This is a genomic window from Microbispora sp. KK1-11, from assembly GCF_006874435.1.
Taxonomy (GTDB): Bacteria; Actinomycetota; Actinomycetes; order Streptosporangiales; family Streptosporangiaceae; genus Microbispora; species Microbispora catharanthi.
Map to the genome: position 1 here is coordinate 17,210 of NZ_VIRJ01000024.1, position 24,247 is coordinate 41,456.

The window sequence follows — 24,247 nt, forward strand, 5'->3', positions numbered from 1 at the left end:
GAAGATTGACAATAATTTGTTGATTGTGCATTGTGAGACGCATGCAACGCAAGCACGACATGGCTCACGGCGTGCGGGCCGACCACGTTCAGGCCCAACGTGAGCAGGACGCGCGCGAACGTCTTCTGGGCCTGGGCGCGGACGAGCTCGACGCCCGCCCGTGGCGTCCCTCACCCGCCCCGCCGTCTGCGGTCGACCTTGTGCAGTTCGCCGTCTGGCGCAACGCCGACCTGGACCCGGAGGACATCCTGAGCGCGCTCGCCCTCCTGCCCGCCGCACGAGCCGAGGTCGAAGGACTCGAATCCGCCCTGCTGTTCATCGCCCGGAGCGCGGGCCTGACCTGGGCGCAGATGGCGCACGTGATGGGGTTCAACTCCCCCCAGGCGTGCCAGCAGCACTACACCCGCCTGACAGCGCGACAGGACGCCGGCTCGTGACGCGGGACTCTCCGCTCAGCCTCCTGGTCCTGCACGCCGTTCGTATCACCGGGTTCGCAGACACTCCGGTGATCGCTCGTCGGTACGGACTCGATGCGGGCACGACGAAAGAGATGCTGCGCGACACCGAGGCACGTGGCTGGGTTGAGCACACCGCCTTCGCCGGCGCCGCAGGCTGGTCGTTGACCGAAGCGGGCCGGGCCGAGAACGAGCGCCTGCTCGCGGCCGAGCTCGCACGCGTGGGCGCTGCCGACGAGGTCCGCGACGTCTACCGGACGTTCCTCCCGCTGAACGCCCTCCTCCTACAAGCCTGCACCGACTGGCAACTCCGGCCCGCCGCCGGCGATCGGCTCGCCGTCAACGACCACTCCGATCCCGTCTGGGACGCCGGCGTGCTGCATGAGCTCGCCTGCGTCGACCGGGCCCTCACCCCACTCGCAGACCGGCTCGGCCGCGTCCTCACGCGGTTCCGCGGATACGACACGCGATTCACCACGGCCCTGGCGCGCGCCCGGGCCGGGGACGGCGCCTGGGTCGACCACACCGACGTGGACTCCTGCCATCGCGTCTGGTTCGAACTCCACGAGGACCTCATCGCCACGCTCGGCCTCGACCGGCACGCGGAACCCTGACCTGGAGGTCTTCAGGCCCGTCGGACACCATGCCGAGGGGCCACCCGCGTCGACACCGGCACCGCCGAGGCCGCAGTAGCCGTTCGGCACCGTGAAGAGATATTGCTGGTGGCAGCGGTTTTCCCTCAGGCGACAACAGGTTGTCGCTGGAGAACTGCCGGCATGGATGGAGAGGCTCACCGGTTCATACGACGTCGGCCGATGAATTCTCCGCGGCCGTACGCGATTGCGAGGCCGCCACGCTGTTTCCTCCCAGGAAAGGGCGAGATTACCGACAGCGGTCAACTATGTCAGGGTAATGCACCTATTGACGCCTATTTTACCGCCTGGTACTAATCGCGAATCTTGTCCTCTCTCCTTGCGACCCAAAGGGCGAGGACGCCACGCGGACCTCCATATCCGCCAGTACCAGGGAGTTCCTCTGTGAGGAGTTCATTCGACCACCCCCGTCGGCTCAGGCGACTTACCGTCGTCGGCGGCTTGGCGGCGGCGTTGACCCTCGGGACCGTGTCCGCCGCCATCGGCGGTGTCCAGGCCGAGGGATCGTCAGGCGCGGGCCTGACGGCCGCTGCGACCAGCGCACCGCTGAAGGACTACGACCACGAGATCGTCGACCGGTTCGACTCGGCCAACTCCGTCAGCCATATTCGGCAACTCGCCGTGAACATCGGCCCGCGACTGAACGGCACCCCACAGGAGCGGGAGGGCGCGGAGTACATCGGCGGCATCCTGAAGTCCTACGGCTTCGACGTGACCCTCCAGTCATGGGGCCCGGTCTCGACCAAGAACGTCGCGAAGGTCACGTCTCCGAACGCCGACCTGCCGGGAGGACCCAACTGGCAGATGGCCGCGTCGACCAGCGCGAAGTTCACCGGCAACGACGCCGCCGTGGAGGGACAGGTCGTCTACGCCAAGACCGGCCAGTCCGCCTCCGACTTCCCCGCCGACACCGCGGGCAAGATCGTGCTGATGGACTACAGCACCACCGCGTCGGTCCGCAACACCGCCGTGGTCAACGCGGTGAGCCGGGGTGCGGTCGCGGTCATCCTCGCCTACGCGACCGGCAACAACGCGCCTCCGTCGTTCACGCTCACCACGGCCCAGCCGAACATCCCGGTGATGGGCGGCGGCAGCGCGCACTACACCTGGATCAAGGACCTCCTGGACAAGGGCCCGCTGACGCTGCGGATCGCCACCAACCAGTACGTGAACCCGATGGGCACCAACGTCATCGGCATCCGGCACGCGGTAGGCGACCCGGACGGCACCAAGGCCCCGATCGTCATGGTGGGTGCGCACATCGACTCCGTGCTGGGCGCGCCCGGCGCCCACGACGACGCGTCGGGCAACGGCGTCTCCCTGGAGATCGCGCGGGTCCTCAGCCAGTACCCGCTGGACAAGGAGCTGCGGATCGGCGGCTTCGGCGGCGAGGAGGGCGGCCTGCTCGGCGCACGGGCGTACGTCAACACGCTGACCGCGGCGGAGAAGGCGCGGTTCGTCGGTGAGTGGCAGATGGACATGGTCGGCACGCCGTACGAGCCGGCCCGGCTGTGGGCGCTGACCCCGAACGGCCAGTCGAACTACGTGGTCCAGGAGGCGTACAACGCGGGCGCGCGCGTCGGTTTCGACGGACTGCGGAACTGCAGGCTCGGGCAGAGCGACCACCAGGCGTTCTTCGACGTGGGCATCCCGTCCTCGCTGTTCATCTGGCTCGACTACCGGCCGCCGACCCCTCCGGCCGTCTGCGGCCCGACCGGTGGAACGTACGTCACCGAGCCGCAGTACCACAGGCCGACGGACACGATGGACAACATCAGCCCCGAGCGGCTGCAGATCACCCTTGACGTCGTGGGCGGCGCGGTGGCGCACAACGCGTTGAACGCGGTGACGGTGTCCGCGGTCTCCGACGGCGGTCGGCCGCTGGCCGGCGCCCCGGTGCGGGCCGACTGCGGCAACGGCCTGCGCGACCTGGGCACCACCGGCGGCGACGGCCGGCTGCAGGCGGTGCTCCCGCACGTCACCTGTGACTTCGCCACCACCGTCGACGGCCGCGTGGCGAACGAGCGCGGTGTGTCGATCGCCGGTGACCAGACGGTGAAGATGACCGTCGACCTCACGAAGCCGACGATCTCCCTCACCACGCCCGCCGACGGCGCGGTCTTCGCGCTCGGGACGGCCGCGACCGCGTCCTACCGGTGCGACGACAACCTGGCCGGGGTCGCCACCTGCGCCGGCACGGTGCCCGACGGCGGCGCGCTAGACACCTCCACCGTGGGCTTCCACGAGTTCACCGTCAACGCCACCGACAAGGCCGGCAACGCAGCCGACGAGAAGGTGACCTACCAGGTCGTCTATCCCTGGAAGGCCTACTTCCCCGAGACGATGGACGGCAAGGCCGGCAGCGCCGTACCGATCAAGTTCGGCCTCGGCGGTGACCACGGCCTGGGCGTCATCGCCTCCGGCTACCCGGTCTCCCGGCCGGTGAGCTGCGCCTCGGGAGAACCGACCGGATCGGCCACGCCGACCAACGGCCCCGGCAACTCGAAGCTCAGCTACGGAGGCGGTCAGTACAACTACGTCTGGAAGACCGACAAGAGCTGGTCCGGCACCTGCCGCACGTTCGAGCTGAAGCTCGATGACGGCAGCAGCCACTTCACCACCATCAGCTTGAAGTAACCGCGATACGACCCCGGCCGGGGAACGGAGCCGGCATGGCGCCCCGTTCCCCGGCCGCCACCGTCGGCCCCATCGGTCCCGGTCGTCCACGGAAGCGCGACCGCGGATCGCGGGTGCGGTGCGGAGCCCGGTCGGCATCGGGACGCCGGCCCCTGCGGCGGCGCGCCCCGATCAGGCGCCAACGCCCCGCTCCGAGGACGGCGCCGCCGGCTGCCCGGACCTGCTCGCCCTCAGAACCGGGCGCCCCCGCCTCGGCGGGTAGGGAGTAGCACCGCCATTCCTGTCCCGTCCCCGGCGAGTAGCGTGGGCCACATGCGGATCGAGGACTACGCCCTCATCGGGGACACGCAGTCAGCCGCCCTCGTCGGTCGCGACGGATCGATCGACTGGCTCTGCCTTCCCCGGTTCGACTCCCCCGCATGCTTCGCCAAGCTCGTCGGTGACGAGTCCAACGGGTTCTGGCGGCTGGCCCCCAGCGGGCATGAGCTGGCCACGCGCCGCGCGTACGTCGACGACACGCTGATCCTCGAGACCGTATGGGAGACCTCCACAGGGACCGTCAAGGTCATCGACTTCATGCCTCCCCGGCACGCCAACCCCTCCTTGGTCCGGATCGTGGAGGGCGTGTCCGGGACGGTGGACATGACCGCAGAGATCAGCATCCGGTTCGACTACGGCCGGATCGTCCCTTGGGCCCGCCGCTTCGACGGCCGCCTCCACGCCATCGGCGGGCCCGACTCGGTCTGGATCGCCGCTCCCCTCCACCTGGAGGGCAGCGGCGACCGGCACACCGGCACCTTCACGATCGCGGCAGGGCAGCGCCGGTCGTTCGTGTTCACGTGGCACCCCTCGCACCAGCCGGAACCCCGCGCCATCGATCCCAGCGAGCAACTTGTCGAGACCAGCCGGTTCTGGGAGGAGTGGGTCTCCCGCTGCTGGCTCCCGGGCCGCTACCGCGCCGCCGTGGTCCGCTCCCTCATCACGCTCAAGGCGCTCACCTACAGCCCGACCGGCGGCATCGTGGCGGCTCCCACCACATCGCTGCCCGAGCATCTCGGTGGGGTGCGTAACTGGGACTACAGATATTGCTGGCTGCGCGACGCCGCGCTGACGCTCGACGCCCTGACCGAGTCCGGATACGTCACCGAGGCGGGCGCCTGGCTTGACTGGCTGCTCCGCGCCATCGCGGGCCGCCCGGAGGACCTCCAGATCATGTACGGCGTGGCAGGCGAAAGGCGCCTGCCGGAGCAGACACTCGACTGGCTTCCCGGGTACGAAGGCTCCCGGCCGGTGCGGATCGGCAACGGCGCGGCCGGCCAGCTTCAGCTCGACGTCTACGGTGAGGTGCTCAACTGCTTCTATCGAGCCCGCAAGCTGGGGATGCCGCCGCACGACTACGCCTGGACCATCGTCTGCCGGCTGATGGACTTCCTGGAGCACAGCTGGGCCCAGCCCGACGAGGGTCTGTGGGAGGTCCGCGGCCCGCGGCGGCACTTCGTCCATTCCAAGGTCATGGCGTGGGTGGCGGCCGACCGGCAGGTACGGGCGATCGAAGAGCTCGGCCACACCGGTCCCCTCAGGCGCTGGCGGGCCATGCGGGACCGGATCCACGCCGAGGTCTGCGACAAGGGCTTCGACCGCGAGCGCGGCACGTTCACCCAGTCGTACGGCTCTCGCGAACTCGACGCGGCGCTGCTCCTCATCCCGATCGTCGGCTTCCTGCCCCCTGAGGACCCCAGGGTCACCGGCACGATCGACGCGATCGAACGCGAGCTGATGACCGACTGCTTCGTGCTGCGCTATCCGATCTCCGAAAGCAACGACATCGACGGCCTGCCCGGAGCCGAAGGTGCCTTCCTCGCGTGCAGCTTCTGGCTGGCCGAAGCGCTCAACCTCGTCGGCCGCAAGGACGAAGCCATGGGCCTGTTCGAGCGGCTGCTGGCCCTCACCAACGACGTGGGCCTGCTCGCCGAGGAGTACGACCCCGTCCAGGGGCGCCATCTGGGCAACTTCCCTCAGGCGTTCACCCACCTCCATCTGATCCATACGGCCCTGGCGCTCTGCTAGTGGTGCCCGGAACGTTCACCGGCTTGATGCTCACACCAGGAGCAGCAGCGCCAGTGTGCACGCGACCGCGCCACAGCCCCCGCCCCTACAGTGCAGCCGGTGCGAAGTCTCCGCTCGTCGCCTCACGCGCCTGGGCATAATGCCCGGGGTCGGCCTTGATCCGGGCGGTGGCCCGCCAGCCTGCGATGACTTCCTGAGTAGTGGCGTCGACATCCAGCTCGGCCGCGTCAGAGAGCGCCTCGACCAGTTCTAGCGTGAAGGACCGCACCTCATCAGAGGTGAGGTGACGACCCCAGGGAAAGACCTCAGGCATGGCGATGACCAGCGCGCGGGCGGTCGGATCATGCCTCATGAGAGCAAGGAACAGACGAGAAGCAGTGGCAAGCGTCTGTTCGCGTCGCTCCTCACGGTCAGCCGCAGTCAGATAGAAGTCCTGGGCATCCCGGTGAGTCACACGTACGCGACCGAGCCGCGCGGCGCGTTCGGCGACGGCCCGGGGATTCCTCGACAGGTCCGAGAAGGTGACGGCAGACCCGAATCAAAGACGATCAAAAAGAGTGATTGTCCCCCGCAGGGAGAATCTCCTCCGAGCGTTCCGCGAAATCCGGCTCCGCTTCGAGGAGGCCGATGAACGGCAGGTCGCGGACCACAGGCGGCTCTTCGAGCTGATCGCCGACAAGCCTGCGCAGAGGAGCCACCTTCTCCTCTGGCAGCCGATCAACCAGGTGGGGGAGTTCCTCGCGCATCACATTGAGTGTAATCAGCGGGACCGCCCCGGACAGTCGCGCAGCGCGGCGGTGATCGCGAACCGCAGAGAGCGGCTACGCCGGCCCGGAAGCCTGGGCTCTGGGCCGACTGATTCCCGCAAGATCAAGCATCACCCGCGGTCAGGCCGACCGGGCAGGAGACGCCGGTGCCGCCGATGCCGCAGTAGCCATTGGGCACCTTGAAAAGATATTGCTGGTGGTAGTCGTATCGCTGGGGCAACAACTCAGCACCTACACGCGCACGAGACGAACCGCCTTGCCGCAGAGCTTGCTCATGTCGTCCTCATCCGAGGTGAGGATGATGACGGGACGGGTGGAGCGAAGAGCCGTGGCGGCGACGATCGCATCGATCGCGTACTTGTGGCCGTGGAGACCGCTTTCGCGAAGCAGGTCCATCGCGTGGACGGAGACCTCCTCGGTCACCGGCTCGACACGCAGCCGGGACAGGTGCCAGCGCAACCGATCGTTTGTCACCCGGCCGTCGAATGCCTCGATAGGCGTCACGGCACTGATGGCAACGCGGAAGTCGTTGTTCTGCGCCTCACGGACGATCGCCGTGACGCGCTGGTCGGCCGTACACCACTTCGAGAGTCCCTCGGAGTCCAGGATGACCGTCCCCGCACTCAGCTTGCTTCGTGCGCGTGCCATCCACGCTCCTCCTGCAGCTCCGGAGCGGACTTCACGCTGCGGAACAACTGCTCAGCCTCGTCCCGAAGGGACTGCGGGATGGGACCGCTCTCGTTCTCGTTCGCCTGCAGAGCCTCCTCCAACAGATCCCGCTCGATCTGCCGCTCCACAGCCGCATCCACATAGGCCGAGAACCCGCGCGCGCCGACACGTTCCTTGATCGCGCGGATGTTGCCGGCCCGCAAGGAGACGCTGACCTTGGCCGCGGGCCCTTCTCCTGGCGGGAAGGCTCGTTCAGTCGTACTCATAGCGGCAGTTTACTACTTCAAGTAGCAAAGTAGCGGCCCGCAAAGACGAAACCTCCGAGCAGCGCGACGCCACCCGGAGGTCTCACGATCCCGCTACTCGCCGCCAGAGGTCGCCAGGCCGACAGGGCAGGAGACTCCTGTGCCGCCGAGGCCGCGATGACACTTTTCGTGCTTGAGTCGGTCCGGCCAGAAAAGCGAGAACCAACCCGTTCCCGTCGGCATCCAACTCATCGTGATCAGCGTGACACTCTCCTTGCTGCTGGCGTTGTCCCCGGCGACCGCGATCGAGATACCGAAGAACTTCCTGATCAGCGAGCGCGACGCGCGCAGGCACCTGAGCCCCGCTGACGCAGAAGAACAGGGCCACGAGATCAGCGACAAACTCACCAAGCCGTTGGAGCTGAACCCGTGCGGGCACCGGCGTGCCGTTGACCGCGATCGGGCGGCAATCCGCACGATTACGCATTGGACCAGCGCACCTGGTTACTCCTCTGAACAGCTCGTCATCTACAAGGGCCCCCGTGCCGCCCATTCCGCGTTCACTGGTCTGCGCGCCGAGGTCAAACGCTGCGCGCGCAAGGGCGACCCGTCGGAACCCAGAATCAAGATCCGCTGGCGGACGAGTAAGGCCACGGCGGGGGACGAGTCCATAGGCATGGGTTATCAGACCTGGCAGGACGGCAGCGTGAACGAGACGATCACGGGCATCGTCGCGCGCAGAGGCAGCGCCTTGATGATCTACACGACCACCGAGGGAATCTACGACCCCGGCCGGCTGACCAAAAACGCCAGGAAGATGGCCATCAAGGTGTGTAAGTTGCCCGGCGTCTGCTGAAGCATCTCACTGGCTGCGGGCAGGTCGGCGCCTACACTTGGCAGCATGGACTTGGACAACGAAGGCTGGGCCGACATCGAGGAGCCCCTCGACGCGCCCGCACTTCCACGGCATCTCGCCGCGCTCGTCGGCGCGCTACAAGGGCCGGCAGACCTCGGCGTCCACCATGACCGGTACCTCACCTATCCTCACCACGAGGAGTCCGACGGAGCGATCACCGCGTGATCCTCTGCGACACGGGACCCCTCGTCGCGGCATTCAACAGGGCCGACAAGGACCCACGCTCGCTGCGTCCGGTTTCTCGCACGGAACTGGACCAGGCTGGTCGTGCCGTCGCTCGCGGTGACAGAGATCTGTCACCTGCTCTCTGATCCGGTCCGTCGCGGCGGCCCCACTCTCGCGGCCGAGTTCTGCGCCGCCATCGCCGACGATGAACTCCGCGTGATCGAGGTGACACCCCACGACTATCGGCGAATGTCCGAACTGCTCTCGGCCTACGCCTCGCTCCGGCTTCAGGCCGTCGACGCCTGCGTGATAGCCCTGGCCGAACGCTTCGACCTTCGCGAAGTCGCCACGCTGGATCAGCGGGACTATCTCATCGTTGCCCCTCGTCACCTTCCCAAGGGGCAACGACTGACAATCCTGCCGGGCGACTGATCAGGCTTCGCCGGTGGTCAGGCCGATCGGGCAGGAGACGCCGGTGCCGCCGAGGCCGCAGTAGCCGTTCGGCACCTTGAACAAATATTGCTGGTGGTAGTCCTTCACCTCAGGCAATAAATGCGCATCGGTGTCCTTGGGATGCCGTGGGGATGCATGGACGAGCCACGCTGTTCGCGCCTCGTCATCAGTGATGTAGTGGACACGACCTCCACTCGTGACCTCGAACTCCGAAATCAACTCGAAGGCGATGCTGCCGTTCGACATTCGCTCGCGAGCGTGGATCTGCGCGCAGAGCTTCAAGACATCGCCGTGTATTCGCCAGGGCGTGCCTACAGAGCTCCTCCCACCTCCTAACGGCATCACCGGTCGTGCTTCCCCACAGGCACACCGAAAGGGCGGCTGATGAGCCAGGCTGGACGTGTGAAGGACGACGGGCTCTACACGATCGGCCAGGTGGCGCGGCTCGCCGGGGTGCCGGTGCCGACGGTCCGGTACTACTCCGACGAAGGGCTGGTACCTCCAGCTGGTCGGTCGGCCGGCGGCTACCGGCTCTACGATCACGACGCCCTGGACCGGCTGGAACTCGTCCGTACGCTGCGAGATCTCGGCGTCGAGATCGCGACGATCACACGGGTGCTCGCCGACGCGCAGGCTCTGGACGAGATCGCCGACGAGCAGATCGCGGCCATGGAGGACCAGATCCAGACCTTGCGGGTACGCCAGGCGGTGTTGCGCTACGTCACCACCCGCCGTACCGGCACAGCCGGAATCGCCCGTGTGAACCGGCTCGCCCGGCTACCGGCGGAGCAGCGCCGGCAGCTGGTGGCCGATCTCGTGGCCGAAGCGACGCGCGGGCTCGACATGGAGCCCGCGTTCGCCGCGCACCTGCGCTCGATGCTGCCCGACCTGCCCGACGACCCATCGGTCGAGCAGCTCGACGCGTGGCTGGAGCTGGCGCACCTGGTCGGCGACCCCCACTTCCGGGAGAGCGTACGCGAGGCGTTCGAGCGGCACGCGACGGACCGCTCCTCCGGCGCCGATCACGGCGACCACGAGAGCTGGGCGCGGGCCGAGCAGGCCGCGCTGGACCTCGTCGGCCACGCCCTGGCGGACGGGATTCCGCCGGTCTCCGCCCTGGCCCGGCCCATCGTGAACGAGCTGGTCGCCGTCTTCGCCCAGGCCCATCGGCGGTCCGACGACGCCGGGTTCCGGCTCTGGCTCGCCGAGCGGATCCGCATCGGGGCCGACCCTCGGGTATCCCGATACTGGCAACTGCTGGCCATGATCAACGGTACGCCCCCGAAACCCGATCCGGTCCCTGCGGCCCGCTGGCTCCTCGCCGCACTCGACCCCCGCGTACCCGACCTTTAGGGAACGGGATGGTGCCGGAGCGCCTGGGTGAACCAGTCGAACGCCGGCGCCAGGCTCGGCGGCACCGGCCAGCCGTTGATCGTGGACAGCAGGGCGAAGTACCGCTCCGTACGGGGATCATTGGCGATCTCCAGCCGAGTCAGCAGCTTCCGGCGGTACTCGGCACTGTCGAGATGGCCGAATGTCGCGGTGTATCCGGCGATCAGCTCGACCAGCACCATTCGCGCCTCCGGCGAACCCGGCTCGACCCCGTCCGCCTGCGCCTGCCGCACCCGTTCCCGGACCAGCTCGGTCACCTCGTGATGCAGGCCGGTCTGATCCCCGGCCGCCCTCTCGGCCGCCTGATGCTCGGCCATCCTGCGGACCCTGGCCTTGAAGTCGGCATCGCGGACCAGCTCGGACAGCTCCGCCCAGGCGCCCAGCTGCTCAGGGCTGGGATCGGCGGGCATCTCAGGCACCACCGTACGCAGCATGGCGACGAAGTCCGGGTTGGCGTCCAGATCACCGAAAGTCTCGTCGATGAAGTCGTTGATGAGGCGCTTGCCATCCTCAGCGGACGGCGTCACGTATCGCGGCATGGAATGCGCTCTCCCGGAGTCGGATCGGATAGGTCGCGGACGGCGGAAACGAGCACGCGCCGCCCACGGCATCGATCCTGGAGTCTCCGGTTACTTGAGACTCAAGTACCGGTCCAAACAAAGGCTCAGCCCACAACGCGAGCGGCGAGAAAGTCGTTGACGGCGGCGAGAAACTCCGTCGGTTTGCTGGCATGTACGTTGTGGCTGGCCGCGATGATGACGAGGACGGCGTCGAGCATCCGCTCGGCCATCTCGGCGATCAGGTGCCCGGAGTCTGGCTGTCCGGGCCACTGCCGACAAGCTCATGGACCACGTGAGCCCGTTCTGAAACTCCGATGGCTCGCGATTACGGACCATCGGTTCGAAGGGTTACGCCTCGCCGGTGGTGAGGCCGACGGGGCAGGTGACGCCGGTGCCGCAGTAGCCGTTGGGCACCTTGAACAAATATTTCTGGTGGTAGTTCTTCAGTCCATGCAACAGATCTGCGTGCGCCTGCGCAGAAACCCTGTCTACCGACAGGCCGGTGCTTACACACTTGGAGCATGGAGTTCGACCACAACGCCTCGGGCGATTCTGGGGAAATGCTCGACAAGCCGCGGCTTCCTCGGAACCTCGCTGCGCTGGTCAGCGCGACCTGAAGATTGGGTTAATTTGCCTCATCTCGGAGGTCAGCTGGGTATCCGTTGCACCTATCCCGGATAGAGACTCTGAGAGATTGCGGACAGCTAGGAGGTGGTCCGCATGGGAGACACACAGGTATGCGCCGACTGTGGAACCCAGGCATCGCCGGAGGCCAGGTTCTGCGGCAACTGTGGGCGGCCCCTGTCTTCCCGGTCACCTCTTGAGGCATCAGCGTCGACACCGCCGTCGTCTGACCGGTTACCCGACGCGGGACGCCCTGGCGGTGGCGGCTGGACATCCTCTCCCTCCGCCGAAGCGACTCCAATGGCATTGTCCGCCCCCGGCACGCCTCCGGTGAGCCACCAGACCGGCGTCGGGAATGTCGTCACCAGCGGCATGGTGGAAGGACAGGTGCGCGGCTTGCAGGAGCGATCGGAGCAGCACGGAGAGTCTGAGTCCGAGTCGATCTGGAGCTTCCGGTTGGAGCGGTACGACCAGGAGGGTAACCGGGTGATGCTCGTCCCCGTCGAGATGCGGGGCCGGAGCATCGAGGGCTCCATCAACGACGGTGATTGGATCCGGGCTCGTGGCTCGCTGCGATCTGGGACACTGCGCCTGAGCGAGCTACAGAATCTCAGCACTGGCGCGATCGTGCGTGCCAAGGGGATCCCCAAAGCCGTGCTGATCGTGGGAATTGTTCTCTTCGTGGCAGTTGTGGCTTGGATCGTGTTCATCGCGGTACTGGCGATCATTCAATCCCCAGCCGGTGTGGTCTTACCGCCCTCGGTGCGATGACGATAGAAAATCTGACCGCGTATGACCTGGACTACCTGCAGCGGGTCGGGTTCGAGCCGCCTCCTCTCCCTGATGGCGCTCGGCTCACCGAGGCGCCGGTGGACCTGCGGACTCTGGTGCGAATCACAGGCATCGGGCAGCCGGAGAAGCATCCGAGATCATCAGCCTCCGACGAGGCGATTCCGATCACCCGCGACATGCTGATCGGCCTCTACAACTACAAGGTGCCGCTGGCGTTCCTGGTGGGCGCTGAGCCAGGCCAGGTCTTTCTCCGTATCGGAACGTGGCTTCCCAAAGGCGGCTCGGCGCTGTCGACGGAGCTCAACGGGCGGCTACTGGAGACGGCTCTGCGGGCGATGTATCCGGCCGTCGACCTGGTGCCCGACGAGCCAGTGACGGGCCGCTGGCCACTGGGCGGTCTTGTCATGGGCATCCCGTCATCCAAACCGCCGGACGCCGCTGACGGTGCCCGGCAGATCGACCGGTTGCTGCGGGCGCTCGGCCGGGTGCGGTGGGCCGCGCTGATCCTCGCACAACCCGTTGACGAGGCTCTGGTGCGCGAACTCCGGCTCCGACTGATCAACGAAATGCGCTCGGTGCAAACAGCGGTCAAGTCAGGGGGCGTTCCAAACCCTCTCGCCGACCACTACCTCGAGTTACTCGGCGTACAGCTCAGGACCTTCAGCGATGGGCAAGGCACCGGCGCCTGGCGTACCGCGGTCTATCTACTCGGCGACAGCGACGGCTATTCCGAGGTCGCGGGCCTGTGGCGCGGTGTCTTCTCGGGCGAGCGCTCGCTTCCGGAACCGGTCCGGGTGTGGGACCGAGACGATGTGCCGATGCTGGCCGCTTCGTGGGCGATGATCGATCCGGTCGTCGAGGCGAGCGCGCCGGGATGCTACCGGCAGCCCTTCCAGCACCAGACGCTGCTTACCTCCTCGCAGCTCTCCGCCTACGTGGACTTCCCGAGCATGGAGAGCAACGGATTCGCCATCACGCAGATCCCCGACTACGACACGGTGTCTCCATCCGTCACTGGGGAGTCGATCACCATTGGGTCAGTCGTCGAGCGCGGTTGCGCCACCACGACGGCGTACGGGATCAACCCCGACAAGCTGACCCGCCACGCCTTCGTCACCGGGGTCACCGGCTCCGGCAAGACCAATACCGTCTTCCACCTCCTGCGCCAGGCCGCGGAACGCAACATCCCGTTCCTCGTTCTGGAGCCGGCCAAGACGGAGTATCGGGTGCTGCTGCGCGATCAGGAACTCGGGCGCGAACTGCAGGTTTTCACCCTCGGCAACGAGACCGTGTCGCCATTCCGGCTGAACCCATTCGAAGTGCCTGAGGGTGTCTCCGTCGCCGTCCATCTCGACTTGCTGCGGTCGGTGTTCAATGTCAGCTTCGGGATGTGGACGCCTCTGCCGCAGGTGCTCGAGATCAGCCTGCACGGCATCTACGCCGACCGAGGTTGGGACGTGACGACCGACACCAACCGGCGGCTGAGCGGCGACAGCGACCGCTCGGCGGCCTTCCCCACCCTCACCGATCTCGTACGAAAGGTCGAGGAGATCGTCCCGCAGCTCGGATACGAGGACAAAGTCACCGGTGACCTTCGAGCAGCGCTGCGGACCCGCCTGAACAGCCTGCGCACCGGCGGCAAGGGCCGCATGCTCGACGTTCGCCGCTCGCTGCCCATCGAACTCCTACTCGGACAACCGACCGTGCTCGAACTCGAGGGCATAGGCGACGACGACGACAAGGCGTTCATGATGGGCCTGCTGATGATCAGGCTGGCCGAACACCGCCGCACCCAGGGTGACACCGAGCACATCGAGCACCTGCTCGTCATCGAGGAGGCCCACCGGCTGCTCGCTAACACGGTCCGCAAGCAGGGCGGCGAAGAGGCAGAGGCCGACGTCAGAGGCAAAGCAGTGGAGACCTTTACCAATCTGCTCTCCGAGATACGGGCGTACGGACAAGGCGTGGTGATCGTCGACCAGATACCGACGAGGCTCGCCCCCGACGTCCTGAAAAACACCAATCTCAAGGTGGCGCACCGCATCGTGGCCGGTGATGACCGCGATGTGCTTGGAGACGCGATGGTGATGACCTCCCGCCAGGATGTCTGCCTGGCCATACTGCCGATCGGTCGCGCGGCCGTCTTCACCGACGGTGAGGACGCCCCGCTGCTCCTCCAGATACCGCCGTCCAAGGGCGGGTCCGGCACCTGGCCGACCCACGACGAGGTGCGCGAGCGCATGGAACAAAGCGGGCCGGGTTTCCTGCTCGCCTCCTCTGAGTGTGACCAGCGCTGCCTGGACTCACCAGAGGCCTGCCAGGCGGCACGCGGCCTTGTCGACGAGCGCTCGGTGATGCGCACCTTCGCCCGTGTCGTCTTCTCCGCGGCGCAAACCGGCGACGATAGTCTCGCGCGGACCTGGCCGGACCTCGTCGCCGCGGTAGAACCCCGCCGGCCTAGATGGCTGGACGGCCCGGCGGTCTTCAGGTGCCTGGCCCGGCATGGAGCCTGCCGCCTCGCTGACTCACGCGGCGCCCGGGCCGGTTGGACGTACGCGCAGAGCGCGGCGGTCGCGGACGCCATCGACGAGGCCCTGGTCGCCCACCTCGAAGGCCGGGACACGCAGAGCGAGGTGGCCGAACTTCGAAGCCGGCTAGTGGAGCTCCAGGGCGGGAGACCCGGACCCTTCCAGGGTTGTGCCCGGATCTGGGAAGACCGGCCGGGACCCTGCCTGTGCGCCGAACCGGTGGCCGAACTCGTCTCGGCAGGTGACTTCACGGACCCGTGGGCGCGGGCGCGCGAGACCGACCGCACCTCGGGTGTGGGCAGCCGGGCCGCGGTCTGGGACATCTGCCTGGACGCGGCCTACCACCTTGTTGAATTCCCCGTTGAAGGCCAAGACCCAGAGATCGTGTCGCGGCTCAAAGACGTCGCTCGATGCACGGGCCTGTGCTTCGCACAGCAGATGCTCGCGGCTGAGGCCTGGGCGCACCCTGCCACCGAGCGCCGGGCGCTGACTGAACTGCTCGCCAAAGCGGACTGCGTCACGACCCCGAGTGCGGAAGGAACGACCGATGGGCGGAGCGAGGGATCGACCGACGGAGACCGATGAGCAGCGGTCGGCATCTCCACGTGCCGGCGCCGGCGACCGAGGTGAGGTGACGTCCGACGCCGGCGCCAGGACTAAGGACATGCACCGGCCCGCCGATGATCGGGGGGTCAAGGAAGCCCCGCACGGTAGGGAAGATCGTAAGGAGGCGCACGGCGGCAAAGGAGAGTTGGGCCGGCACACCATCACGGATCGCGTCGACCCGAAGACCGGCAAAAAGATCGGAACCGACGATAGCTATAAGGAGAAGGGAAAGGATGGGAAGGATCACGATCACGTGGTATCCAGGGATATGAAAGGCAACGAGCGCGAACGCCAAGAGAGCTGGACAAAAAAGGACGAAAAAGGCAACCCATACAACCATCTGGAATACTACAAAAAAGACGATCAGACTGGACAGTGGAAAAAGACAGGCAGCGCCGACACCTGGAAGTGGCATACGAAGGACGGTCATGAACACACCTATAGAAATTTCTACAACGCCGACGGCAGCAAAAGGGGAAGCGCGGAGATCGAGAAATGGAAAGAAGGAGGGAAGGACCACGAGAAGGTGACGGTCAGAGATTCGAAAGGGAGAATCGTACCGGAGGATAAAGGAGGGAAACCAGAGGAGAAGGATAAGAAGAATAAGTGATGGCGCCACGGTTCCCGGAACGGAAGCTCGCCGATGCAGCAGCCTCAGAAGCAACGATACATTCGCGGGGACCTGCCAACGGCGTAGAGGGCGCCGAAAATGCCCGGCGAATGCTCGGCAGCCGCCATGGGATCGGCCTCATACCCCTGAGTGCCGAGGAGCCGACGTCTTGAAGCCATGCGTGTCTCCGAGCCAGACGGCCGGCTAACCAGCCCGAAGGGCAGCGACCGACTCAACGAGGCCCGCTTTCTTCAAAGCGTCGACCACATCCTCTACGGTCTCCGGCGGGGTTGACTCGTTAATTCGCGATCTGCTGGACACAGGCCCAGACCACTCGTCCATCGAGATTTTCAGGGCGTCAAGTGCTCTGGAGGAAAGTCCCTGAGGTTCGACGTGACGATGACCTGTACAGCCACCTTGATCGCCGCGGCAAGCACGTGCCGGTCATCCGCGTCGGGTAGTTTCAACCCTCGAAAAGCGGCTCGTACCCCTCGACAAGGCAGTCTGGACCTTGTAGTGAAGATTCTCGCCGAAAACAACTCTGGCCCTCGATCGGCACCGGGCTAGCCGGGCGACCAAGGGCCAGGAGCAGTCGGTTAGCGCGGGTCACGCTTCGCCGGTGGTCAGGCCGACGGGGCAGCTCACACCGGTGCCGCCGATGCCGCAGTAGCCGTTCGGCACCTTGAACAAATATTGCTGGTGATAATCCTCGGCGAAGTAGAACTCGCCGGCGGGGGCGATCTCAGTGGTGATCTCGCCGTACCCGGCCTTGGCGAGCACCTCCTGGTACGCGTCCCGGGACGTCACGGCCGCCTTGGCCTGCTCGGGGCCGCGGGTGTAGATGGCCGACCGGTACTGCGTGCCGACGTCGTTGCCCTGGCGCATGCCCTGTGTGGGGTCGTGGGCCTCCCAGAACACCTTGAGCAGTTCCTCGTACGACACCTCGGCCGGGTCGAAGACCACCCGGACGACCTCGGTGTGCCCGGTCAGGCCGGTGCAGACCTCCTCGTACGTAGGGTTCGGCGTGTAGCCGCCCGCGTAGCCCACGGCGGTCGAGACGACCCCGGGGGTCTGCCAGAACTTACGCTCGGCGCCCCAGAAGCAGCCCAGTCCGAACTCGGCGATCTCCGTACCCTCGGGGTACGGCGGAGCCAACGGCGCGCCGAGCACCTGGTGGCGCGTGGCCACCGGCATGACCTCGGCACGGCCCTGCAGGGCGTCCGCGGGGTCCACCATCGTCGTCTTGTCTGTGCCGAACAGCCAGCCCATCACGCACCTTCCTTCCGCTCTGCCATCACCAACCAGAGGCCCGGCGGCCTTGTTCCTGACATAAGCGCCTCTAAACCTCAGACGTAGAGACCCTTATTTGTGCTGAATCTAGGTAAGCAGCGAAGATGGGCTTCATGCCTGATACGCGCCGCGGTGTCCTATACGGCGTCGCCGCCTACACCATGTGGGGTCTGTTCCCTCTCTACTGGCCTCTGCTGAAGCCGTCCGGGGCCGTGGAGATCCTCGCCCATCGGATGGTCTGGTCGCTGGTCGTGGTGGTCACGATCCTCGCCGTACGCCGCCACTGGTCGTGGATCCGCACGATGACGCGCCGCCAGTTGGTCCTCCTCGCCCTCGCGGCCGTCACGGTCTCGGTCAACTGGGGCGTCTACATCTACGCCGTCAACGCCGGTCATGTGGTGGAAAGCGCGCTCGGCTACTTCATCAATCCCCTGGTCAGCGTGCTGTTCGGAGTGCTGATCTTCCGCGAGCGGCTGCGCCGATGGCAGTGGATCGCCGTCGGGCTGGGCGCGCTCGCGGTCCTCATCCTGACGCTCGACTACGGACGCCTTCCCTGGATCGCCCTCGTGCTCGCCTTCAGCTTCGGCACGTACGGGCTGATCAAGAAGGCGGCGGGGGTGGGCAGCGCGGAGAGCCTGACCATCGAGACGCTCGTGCTGCTGGTGCCGGCCCTGGGCTACCTGCTCGTCCTGCAGTCGAACGGCACCGGGACCTTCGGCAACCACGGTCTCGGCCACGCGCTGCTGCTGGTGGCGGCCGGTCTCATCACCGCGGTGCCGCTGATGCTCTTCACGGCCGCCGCGCTGCGGGTTCCGCTCACGATCATCGGCCTGCTCCAGTACATCGCCCCGGTGCTGCAGTTCCTGTGCGGGGTGCTGATCGTCCACGAGACGATGCCCGCCAGCCGGTGGGCCGGATTCGTGGTCGTCTGGCTCGCGCTGAGCGTCTTCACCTGGGACAGCGTCCGCTCCGCCCGTACGTCCCGGCAGGAGCGCGCGGCCGCGCTCGAGACCGTCTGATACGCCCGCCGGAGTAGGGCGTCCGCCTCCGGAGGGAGGACGACGAGACCGGCGGGGACGGCGAGGATCGGGGGCATGAGCAAGGAATTTCGTTTCGGTATCGTTGCCGGCCTGGCCCCCGACGCCGCCGCGTGGGCGGCGACGGCCCGCCACGCCGAGGACCTCGGCTACTCGACCCTGCTCGTCCCCGACACGCTGGGGACGCTGCCGCCGCTGCTCGCGATGCCCGCCGCGGCCACCGCCACGACGACGCTCCGCGTGGGCACGTTCGTGCTGGCCGCGCCCTACCGCAATCCGCCGCAGCTCGCGCACGAGCTCGCCGGGCTCGACTTCCTGTCCGGCGGACGCCTGGAGGTCGGTGTGGGGGCCGGACGTGTCGGCGCCGAGGAGGACGCCCGGGCACTCGGCATGCCGTACGGCACGGCGGGCGAGCGCGTCGCGCAGGTCCGATCGGTGATCGGGGAGGTGCGGGCGGCCTTCGCCAGGAGCAGGACCACCGTGCAGCGCCAGGGGCCGCCGATCCTGGTGGCGGGGGCCGGTCCCCGCATGCTGTCGCTGGCCGCGGAGGAGGCGGACATCGTCGCGCTCGCAGTGCCGCCCGACGCGCCGGAGGAGGGCCTGCGCGGGCCCGTCGGCACGCTGCGGGAGCTGGCCGGGGCGAGGTTCGACGACATCGAGCTGAGCATGAACCTGTTCCAGATCGGCGACGAGCCACCCTCGTGGTTGCCCGAAGGGTTCAGGGCCACGTCGGCGGACGCCGCCACCGTGCTGCGCGGCTCGCCCCGCGAGATGGCCGACACGCTGCTGCGCCGCCGCGACGAGCTGGGCCTCTCCTACATCACCGTCAACGGCTTCTTCGCCGACGCCCTCGCCCCCGTCGTCGACCTCCTCGCCGGCCGCTGACGGCTCACCCCGTGGCGAAGCCGATCGGTACGGTCGTCGGGAAGGTCCGGATCAGCTTCTTGTTGACGAACTCCTGGATGCCGAGATCCGCCAGTTCTCTCCCATATCCAGAGCATTTGACACCGCCGAACGGCAGGGCGGGGTGGGAGGAGGTGGGATGGTTGATCCAGACCATTCCCGCGTCGAGCCGCTCCGCCACCCGCCGCGCCCGGTCGAGGTCCCGGGAGAAGACCGCGCCGCCGAGGCCGTACGGCGTGTCGTTCGCCAGCGCCACGGCCTCGTTCTCGTCGGCCGCCTGGTAGATCACCGCCACCGGCCCGAACAGTTCCTCGCGGTACGCCCGCATGCCCGGCCTGACGTCCGTCAGGATCGTCGGCTGGACGAAGGCGCCGGGCCGGCCGATCCGGTCGCCGCCGGTCACCAGGGTCGCCCCCTGTGCCACCGTGTCGCGTACCTGGCTCACGAGGTTCTCGGCGGCCTGCTCGGAGGACAGCGGGCCCAGCGTGGTGTCCGAGTCCAGCGGGTCGCCCGGGACGAGCGCCTCGAACCTGCGGCGCAGTTCCTCGACGAAGCGGCGGTAGACGTGCGGCAGGAGGATCATCCTCTTGGCGCTCACGCAACTCTGCCCCATGTTGGACAGCCGGCCTACCGCCGCGGCCTCCACGGTCCGGTCGAAGTCCTCGGCGTCGAGCACGATGAACGGATCGCTCCCCCCGAGTTCGAGCACGGTCTTCTCGATGTTGCGTCCCGCCCTTTCGGCCGTGCTGGCTCCCGCACGATCACTGCCGGTGAGGGAGACACCCCGGACCAGGGGATTGTCGAGCACAGTGCCCACTCGCGCCGACGGCAGGAACAGGTTGACGTAGACGCCGGGCGGCGCGCCGGCGTCGTGGAACAGCCGCTCCAACGCGAGGGCCGACTGCGGGCAGTTGCTCGCGTGCTTGAGCAGGATCGTGTTGCCGGCGACCAGGTTCGGCGCCGCGAAGCGGGCGACCTGGTAAAGCGGGTAGTTCCACGGCATGATCCCGAGGAGCGCGCCGAGCGGCCGGTTGGCCACCACGGCATTCCCTTCCTCGACGGGAAGCGGGCGGTCGGCGACGAGGGCGGGCCCCTGCTCGGCGTAGTAGCTCAGGATGTCTGCCGACAGGTCCACCTCACCGCGGCTCTCGCCGATGAGCTTGCCCATCTCCAGCGTCACCGTCCGGGCGAGTTCCTCCCGGCGTTCGCGCATGAGAGAGGCCGCCCGGCCGACCACGGCGGCCCGTTCCGCCGGGGCGAGCGACCTCCACTCCTGGAAGGCCTGGTGAGCCGTCGCGACGGCCCGGCCGGCCTCCTCGTCGGTCATCGCGGGGAACTCGGCGAGGACCTCGTTGTTGTACGGATTCACGCTGGCGATGGACCTGCGTGTGACGGATGGCGTGGCGGTGCTCATGACGCCCCCTTGCGCCCGCACGCCGTTCGGCACCCGGCTGCACCGTGACGGCACCGGACCTCTTGCCACGATACTCCGCCCGGGTCGCGGCACCTCCGCCCGGAACGGCCCGCACGCGCGTCCGGGTAGGACAACACGAGGCGAATTCCCGCCGGGTCAGCGTCGTGTGGCCGCGAGGCGTGACCGGGTGCGGGCGGGCGCCCCCGAGGGCAGCTCGCCGAGGATGTCGGCGAGCGTGACCCCTGCGAGGCTGCTCCGCCACGCGCGGTGCGCCTCGGCCATCTTCTCGGCGATGACGCAGATGCGCCGGCAGTCCTCGGGGGGCAGCGCCCCCCGTCCCTGCTGGCGGATCTCGCGGCACTCGTACGGCGAGGAGGCGCCGTCGACCGCCTCGACGATCTGCAGCAACGTGATGTCGGAAGCCGCCCGCGCGAGCCGGAATCCGCCTCGCGGGCCCGTCATCGCGCCCAGCACACCGGCTCTGACGAGCGCCTGCAACTGCTTGGCCAGGTAGGGCGCCGGAACGTCGTAATACTCCGCGAGCTGCGCCGCCGACGCGGTGACTCCCGGCTCGAGCTGCGCCAGCGTGGCGGCGCAGTGCAACACCCACTCGGTGCTCGCAGGCAGCTTCATGCCCACCAGTGTATTGGAGAGATTGCGGATCCATTTTGTCCGAGATAGCATCCGGGACGTCTAGCGAAGGAGAAACCATGCGCATCGCAGTCGCCGGCGCCACCGGGAACATCGGGAAGCTCACCGTCGCCGCCCTCGAACGGGACGGGCACGACGTCGTACGCGTCAGCCGGTCCCTCGGCGTGGACCTGATGACGGGAGAGGGGCTCGACAAGGCCCTGGACGGCGTCGAGGCGGTCGTCGACGCGATCAGCTCAGCCGCGACCGACCGGGACGAGTCGGTGGCGTACTTCGGCACGACCACCAGGAACCTGCTGGCCGCCGAGGAGCGGGCGGGCGTCCGTCACCACGTGCTGCTCTCGATCATCGGCATCCAGCGGGTGGAGGGCAACGCCCACTACGCCGGCAAGCGGGAGCAGGAGCGCCTGGTGTCCGCCGGTTCGGTGCCGTGGACGATCGTCCCGGTCGCGCAGTTCCACGACTTCGCCGAGATGGTGGCGGGCTGGACCGAGCAGGACGGCGTCGCCACGATCGCGCCGCTGCTGGTGCAGCCGATCGCGCCCGCGGACGTGGCCGAGGTCCTCGCCGAGATCGCCGTGGGCGAGCCACAGGGCCGCTACACCGACGTGGCCGGTCCCGAGCCGCAGGACCTCGTCGACATGGCCCGGCGCACCCACGCGGCACGCGGCCGCACGGTCAAGCTCGTGCCGACCTGGTCGGGGCTGTTCGGCCCGGCGATGGCCGGCGACGTGCTGCTGCCCGGGGAAGGCGCCCGCATCGCGCCGACCACCTTCGACGAGTGGCTCGCGGCCCAGCACTAGGGCCGGGCTAGTTCAGGGCCGCCTCGGCCCTGGCGTACGCGGCCGCGGCGATGCGCGGCAGCAGTACGGCGGGGTCGGTGCGCGGCTTCGGCCACTGCCTGGGGATTCGAATCTCCAGCACGTAACGCGGCGTCCGCACCACCTCGACCCACTGCCGCACCGTCTTCTCCTCGAAGATCCGGAAGGCCCAGGACCGGATGCCGAGACGCGGGACGGAGAACGGTTCGGCGCGCATCGGGTAGCCCTCCTCGCCGGCAAATTTCCGGCAGGAGGCCATTGCGGCGGGATCGCCAAGATTGCTGAGCATCGGCTCGGGCCCGGTGACGATGGTCTCGGAGAACTCCGCCGACCGTTTCCACGCCTCGTCGGCCATCGCGCTCATCAGCGTCGCGGCGATCTGCACGCCGGGCCGGTTGAAGTCGCGCAACGCCACGCGCCATGACCCGGAGGCCCACCTCTCGCAGGCGGAAGTCTCCCGAGATGCCCCAGCCACCTGACGAAGCGAGATGAACTCCACGGCACTGCCTTCGGCGGCGGGCAGGGCGACGACCGCGCCAGGCGTCATGACCGATCCGGCGACCCCCTCGTAGCCGACGAGCAGCGCCTGCCGCAAGCGTGGGTCACCGGGGCCGCTGCCGGGGTTGGGAACCAAGGTCGACTGTCCCTTCGGAAACACCCGTCCCTCGAAATACTGCTCCACGGACGGTGCCGGGGACGGGTGTGCCGACTCGGGCGAAACCGCCGCGGGCGAAGCCAGCTCGGGCGAAGCCGCCGCGGCGATAGCGTCGCATAGGGCTTGCGCCGAGCCCTCTCCCTCGCCCTCCCCACACGTGAGGACCTGGTCCTTGTCCACGATGACGGCGCCGGCGGGCATCGAACTCGTCGAACTCGCCGGTGCCCGGAGGGCGGATGTGCCCGCACGTGGCGGGCCGCCGCAGGCCGTCGCGGCGACCAGACACAAGGCGGCGAACCGGGTGATCCTCACCCGGCCAATGATCCCTTACAGGATGGTCAGCCCGTGCGCTCGACGACGTAGTCGCACAGGGCGATGAGGGCCGTACGGGCCGGGATGTCGGGCAGGCCGGCGAGGGCGTCCTTGGCCCGGTCGATCCAGCGGATGAGCTCGTCGCGGGCCTGGATCATGGCCCGGTTGGCCCGAAGCAGCGTCAGCGTCTCCTCGACGTCCTCCTCGGCCACGGGCCCCGACAGCAGGGTGCGCAGCCGGGCGTCGGCGGGGTCGTCGGAGGCAAGCGCGTACAGCACGGGGAGCGTGCGGACGCCCTCGCGCAGGTCGGTGCCGGGGGTCTTGCCCGAGTCGGCCGTGGGCGCGGCCACGTCGATGAGGTCGTCGCCGAGCTGCCAGGCCACGCCGATCGCCTCGCAGGCGTCGGTCAGGCGCTCGACCACGTCGGCGGGAGCACCGGCGAGCATGGCCCCGAAGCGGCCCGAGGTGGCGATGAGGGAGCCGGTCTTGTCGGCCAGCACGCTGATGTAGTGGGCGATCCCGTCACGGCCCTCGGCGGGCCCGATCGTCTCGCGGATCTGGCCGCGCACCAGGCGGGAGAACGTACGCGCCTGGATCCGGATGAGCTCGCTGCCGAGGTCGGCGAGGATCTCCGACGCCTGGGCGAACAGGTAGTCGCCGGTGAGGATGGCCACGGTGTTGTCCCACCGGGCGTTGGCGGACGGGGAGCCCCGGCGCACCGGGGCCTCGTCCATCACGTCGTCGTGGTAGAGCGTGGCCAGGTGGGTCAGCTCGATGACGACGGCCCCGGGCACGACGCCCGGGGCGTCCGGGTTGCCGAACTGGGCGGCCAGCAGCACGAGCATCGCCCGGAACCGCTTGCCGCCCGCCTCGATGAGGTGCCTCGACGTCTGGGTGACGAAGGCGTCCTCACTCTCGACCGACGAGCGCAGCAGCTTCTCCACCGCCGCGAGCCCGCCTGCGAGGTCGTCGGCCAGCCGCTCGTCGACGAGAGGAATGTCCACAACGGGCGGCGCGGCCATACG

At 68.0% G+C, this 24,247-nt stretch carries 24 protein-coding genes and 4 pseudogenes; 15 read left to right on the forward strand and 13 right to left on the reverse strand.

Features of this window, described 5'->3' with window-relative positions:
• Nucleotides 1-41 precede the first annotated feature (41 nt).
• The 4 genes from FLW16_RS28850 (at nucleotide 42) to FLW16_RS28865 (ending at nucleotide 5,812) form a co-directional block, all read left to right on the forward strand.
• Nucleotides 42-437 (forward strand): DNA-binding protein, encoded by a 396-nt coding sequence (locus FLW16_RS28850; RefSeq protein ID WP_142563293.1) that lies wholly within the window; start codon nucleotides 42-44, stop codon nucleotides 435-437.
• Between the two features lie 113 nt (nucleotides 438-550).
• Complete coding sequence (locus FLW16_RS28855; protein WP_260615672.1) at nucleotides 551-1,069, forward strand: transcriptional regulator; 519 nt, start codon at nucleotides 551-553, stop codon at nucleotides 1,067-1,069.
• Between the two features lie 423 nt (nucleotides 1,070-1,492).
• A complete protein-coding gene (locus tag FLW16_RS28860; protein ID WP_142563295.1) occupies nucleotides 1,493-3,745 on the forward strand; it encodes a PxKF domain-containing protein in 2,253 nt (750 codons plus the stop codon).
• 312 nt (nucleotides 3,746-4,057) lie between these two features.
• Entirely contained in the window at nucleotides 4,058-5,812 is a 1,755-nt protein-coding gene (locus FLW16_RS28865; protein ID WP_142563296.1) for a glycoside hydrolase family 15 protein, read from the forward strand.
• Between the two features lie 85 nt (nucleotides 5,813-5,897).
• Here the strand turns inward: FLW16_RS28865 and FLW16_RS45425 are convergent, their stop codons facing one another.
• The 5 genes and pseudogenes from FLW16_RS45425 to FLW16_RS28890 all read right to left on the reverse strand — a co-directional run bounded on the left by FLW16_RS45425 (nucleotide 5,898) and on the right by FLW16_RS28890 (nucleotide 7,514).
• Nucleotides 5,898-6,164 carry a hypothetical protein gene (locus tag FLW16_RS45425; protein WP_260615674.1) on the reverse strand — a complete coding sequence of 89 codons (267 nt, stop codon included), beginning with the start codon at nucleotides 6,162-6,164 and terminating at the stop codon, nucleotides 5,898-5,900.
• Nucleotides 6,165-6,360: 196 nt separating this feature from the next.
• Complete coding sequence (locus FLW16_RS28875; protein WP_142563298.1) at nucleotides 6,361-6,558, reverse strand: hypothetical protein; 198 nt, start codon at nucleotides 6,556-6,558, stop codon at nucleotides 6,361-6,363.
• Between the two features lie 124 nt (nucleotides 6,559-6,682).
• Nucleotides 6,683-6,784 (reverse strand): annotated as a pseudogene (locus FLW16_RS45430) (peptide-methionine (S)-S-oxide reductase); the annotation flags it as partial.
• Nucleotides 6,785-6,810: 26 nt separating this feature from the next.
• Nucleotides 6,811-7,227 (reverse strand): PIN domain-containing protein, encoded by a 417-nt coding sequence (locus FLW16_RS28885; protein ID WP_142563299.1) that lies wholly within the window; start codon nucleotides 7,225-7,227, stop codon nucleotides 6,811-6,813.
• On the reverse strand, nucleotides 7,203-7,514 hold the full coding sequence (locus tag FLW16_RS28890; RefSeq protein WP_142563300.1) for a hypothetical protein: 312 nt from the start codon (nucleotides 7,512-7,514) through the stop codon (nucleotides 7,203-7,205). The genes FLW16_RS28885 and FLW16_RS28890 overlap by 25 nt, the downstream gene beginning before the upstream one ends.
• A gap of 232 nt (nucleotides 7,515-7,746) precedes the next feature.
• On the opposite strand from FLW16_RS28890, the gene FLW16_RS28895 reads away from it, so the two are divergent.
• The 3 genes and pseudogenes from FLW16_RS28895 to FLW16_RS28905 all read left to right on the forward strand — a co-directional run.
• On the forward strand, nucleotides 7,747-8,349 hold the full coding sequence (locus FLW16_RS28895; RefSeq protein WP_142563301.1) for a hypothetical protein: 603 nt from the start codon (nucleotides 7,747-7,749) through the stop codon (nucleotides 8,347-8,349).
• Nucleotides 8,350-8,394: 45 nt separating this feature from the next.
• Nucleotides 8,395-8,574, forward strand: coding sequence for a hypothetical protein (locus FLW16_RS43955; protein WP_167538702.1), 180 nt, complete (start codon nucleotides 8,395-8,397; stop codon nucleotides 8,572-8,574).
• Nucleotides 8,575-8,637: 63 nt separating this feature from the next.
• Nucleotides 8,638-9,006 (forward strand): annotated as a pseudogene (locus FLW16_RS28905) (type II toxin-antitoxin system VapC family toxin); the annotation flags it as partial.
• Here FLW16_RS28905 and FLW16_RS28910 read toward each other — a convergent pair.
• Nucleotides 9,007-9,111 (reverse strand): annotated as a pseudogene (locus FLW16_RS28910) (peptide-methionine (S)-S-oxide reductase); the annotation flags it as partial.
• A 318-nt stretch (nucleotides 9,112-9,429) separates the two neighbouring features.
• On the opposite strand from FLW16_RS28910, the gene FLW16_RS28920 reads away from it, so the two are divergent.
• Nucleotides 9,430-10,380, forward strand: coding sequence for a MerR family transcriptional regulator (locus tag FLW16_RS28920; RefSeq protein ID WP_185949636.1), 951 nt, complete (start codon nucleotides 9,430-9,432; stop codon nucleotides 10,378-10,380).
• On the opposite strand, the gene FLW16_RS28925 is transcribed toward FLW16_RS28920, so the two are convergent.
• Together FLW16_RS28925 and FLW16_RS45435 are read right to left on the reverse strand one after the other, a co-directional pair.
• Entirely contained in the window at nucleotides 10,377-10,958 is a 582-nt protein-coding gene (locus FLW16_RS28925; RefSeq protein ID WP_142563304.1) for a hypothetical protein, read from the reverse strand. The genes FLW16_RS28920 and FLW16_RS28925 overlap by 4 nt on opposite strands.
• A 125-nt stretch (nucleotides 10,959-11,083) precedes the next feature.
• The gene (locus tag FLW16_RS45435) at nucleotides 11,084-11,209 is read right to left on the reverse strand and encodes a hypothetical protein (protein WP_260615675.1); all 126 of its coding nucleotides are present in this window, start codon (nucleotides 11,207-11,209) and stop codon (nucleotides 11,084-11,086) included.
• Between the two features lie 490 nt (nucleotides 11,210-11,699).
• On the opposite strand from FLW16_RS45435, the pseudogene FLW16_RS46270 reads away from it, so the two are divergent.
• The 4 genes and pseudogenes from FLW16_RS46270 to FLW16_RS28945 all read left to right on the forward strand — a co-directional run.
• Nucleotides 11,700-11,777: pseudogene (locus FLW16_RS46270) on the forward strand (zinc-ribbon domain-containing protein); the annotation flags it as partial.
• 126 nt (nucleotides 11,778-11,903) lie between these two features.
• On the forward strand, nucleotides 11,904-12,374 hold the full coding sequence (locus FLW16_RS28935; protein WP_142563305.1) for a hypothetical protein: 471 nt from the start codon (nucleotides 11,904-11,906) through the stop codon (nucleotides 12,372-12,374).
• Nucleotides 12,371-15,508 (forward strand): ATP-binding protein, encoded by a 3,138-nt coding sequence (locus tag FLW16_RS28940; RefSeq protein WP_142563306.1) that lies wholly within the window; start codon nucleotides 12,371-12,373, stop codon nucleotides 15,506-15,508. Before FLW16_RS28935 ends, FLW16_RS28940 begins: the two co-directional genes overlap by 4 nt.
• Complete coding sequence (locus tag FLW16_RS28945) at nucleotides 15,471-16,139, forward strand: hypothetical protein (protein ID WP_142563307.1); 669 nt, start codon at nucleotides 15,471-15,473, stop codon at nucleotides 16,137-16,139. The genes FLW16_RS28940 and FLW16_RS28945 overlap by 38 nt, the downstream gene beginning before the upstream one ends.
• Nucleotides 16,140-16,745: 606 nt before the next feature.
• On the opposite strand, the gene msrA is transcribed toward FLW16_RS28945, so the two are convergent.
• Nucleotides 16,746-17,408: a peptide-methionine (S)-S-oxide reductase MsrA gene (gene msrA / locus FLW16_RS28955; protein ID WP_142563409.1), complete on the reverse strand. Its 663-nt coding sequence runs from the start codon at nucleotides 17,406-17,408 to the stop codon at nucleotides 16,746-16,748.
• A 134-nt stretch (nucleotides 17,409-17,542) separates the two neighbouring features.
• Between msrA and rarD the strand changes: the two genes are divergently transcribed.
• Nucleotides 17,543-18,448 carry an EamA family transporter RarD gene (gene rarD, locus FLW16_RS28960; RefSeq protein WP_142563308.1) on the forward strand — a complete coding sequence of 302 codons (906 nt, stop codon included), beginning with the start codon at nucleotides 17,543-17,545 and terminating at the stop codon, nucleotides 18,446-18,448.
• 75 nt (nucleotides 18,449-18,523) lie between these two features.
• Nucleotides 18,524-19,351, forward strand: coding sequence for a TIGR03621 family F420-dependent LLM class oxidoreductase (locus tag FLW16_RS28965; RefSeq protein WP_142563309.1), 828 nt, complete (start codon nucleotides 18,524-18,526; stop codon nucleotides 19,349-19,351).
• Nucleotides 19,352-19,355: 4 nt separating this feature from the next.
• Here the strand turns inward: FLW16_RS28965 and FLW16_RS28970 are convergent, their stop codons facing one another.
• Nucleotides 19,356-20,783 (reverse strand): NAD-dependent succinate-semialdehyde dehydrogenase, encoded by a 1,428-nt coding sequence (locus tag FLW16_RS28970; protein ID WP_142563310.1) that lies wholly within the window; start codon nucleotides 20,781-20,783, stop codon nucleotides 19,356-19,358.
• 156 nt (nucleotides 20,784-20,939) lie between these two features.
• Entirely contained in the window at nucleotides 20,940-21,416 is a 477-nt protein-coding gene (locus FLW16_RS28975) for an Rrf2 family transcriptional regulator (protein ID WP_142563311.1), read from the reverse strand.
• Between the two features lie 77 nt (nucleotides 21,417-21,493).
• Between FLW16_RS28975 and FLW16_RS28980 the strand changes: the two genes are divergently transcribed.
• The gene (locus tag FLW16_RS28980; protein WP_142563312.1) at nucleotides 21,494-22,237 is read left to right on the forward strand and encodes an SDR family oxidoreductase; all 744 of its coding nucleotides are present in this window, start codon (nucleotides 21,494-21,496) and stop codon (nucleotides 22,235-22,237) included.
• Nucleotides 22,238-22,244: 7 nt separating this feature from the next.
• Here FLW16_RS28980 and FLW16_RS28985 read toward each other — a convergent pair whose 3' ends face one another.
• Together FLW16_RS28985 and FLW16_RS28990 are read right to left on the reverse strand one after the other, a co-directional pair.
• Nucleotides 22,245-23,111 carry a hypothetical protein gene (locus tag FLW16_RS28985; RefSeq protein ID WP_142563313.1) on the reverse strand — a complete coding sequence of 289 codons (867 nt, stop codon included), beginning with the start codon at nucleotides 23,109-23,111 and terminating at the stop codon, nucleotides 22,245-22,247.
• Between the two features lie 137 nt (nucleotides 23,112-23,248).
• The gene (locus FLW16_RS28990) at nucleotides 23,249-24,244 is read right to left on the reverse strand and encodes a polyprenyl synthetase family protein (protein WP_142563314.1); all 996 of its coding nucleotides are present in this window, start codon (nucleotides 24,242-24,244) and stop codon (nucleotides 23,249-23,251) included.
• Nucleotides 24,245-24,247: the final 3 nt, after the last annotated feature.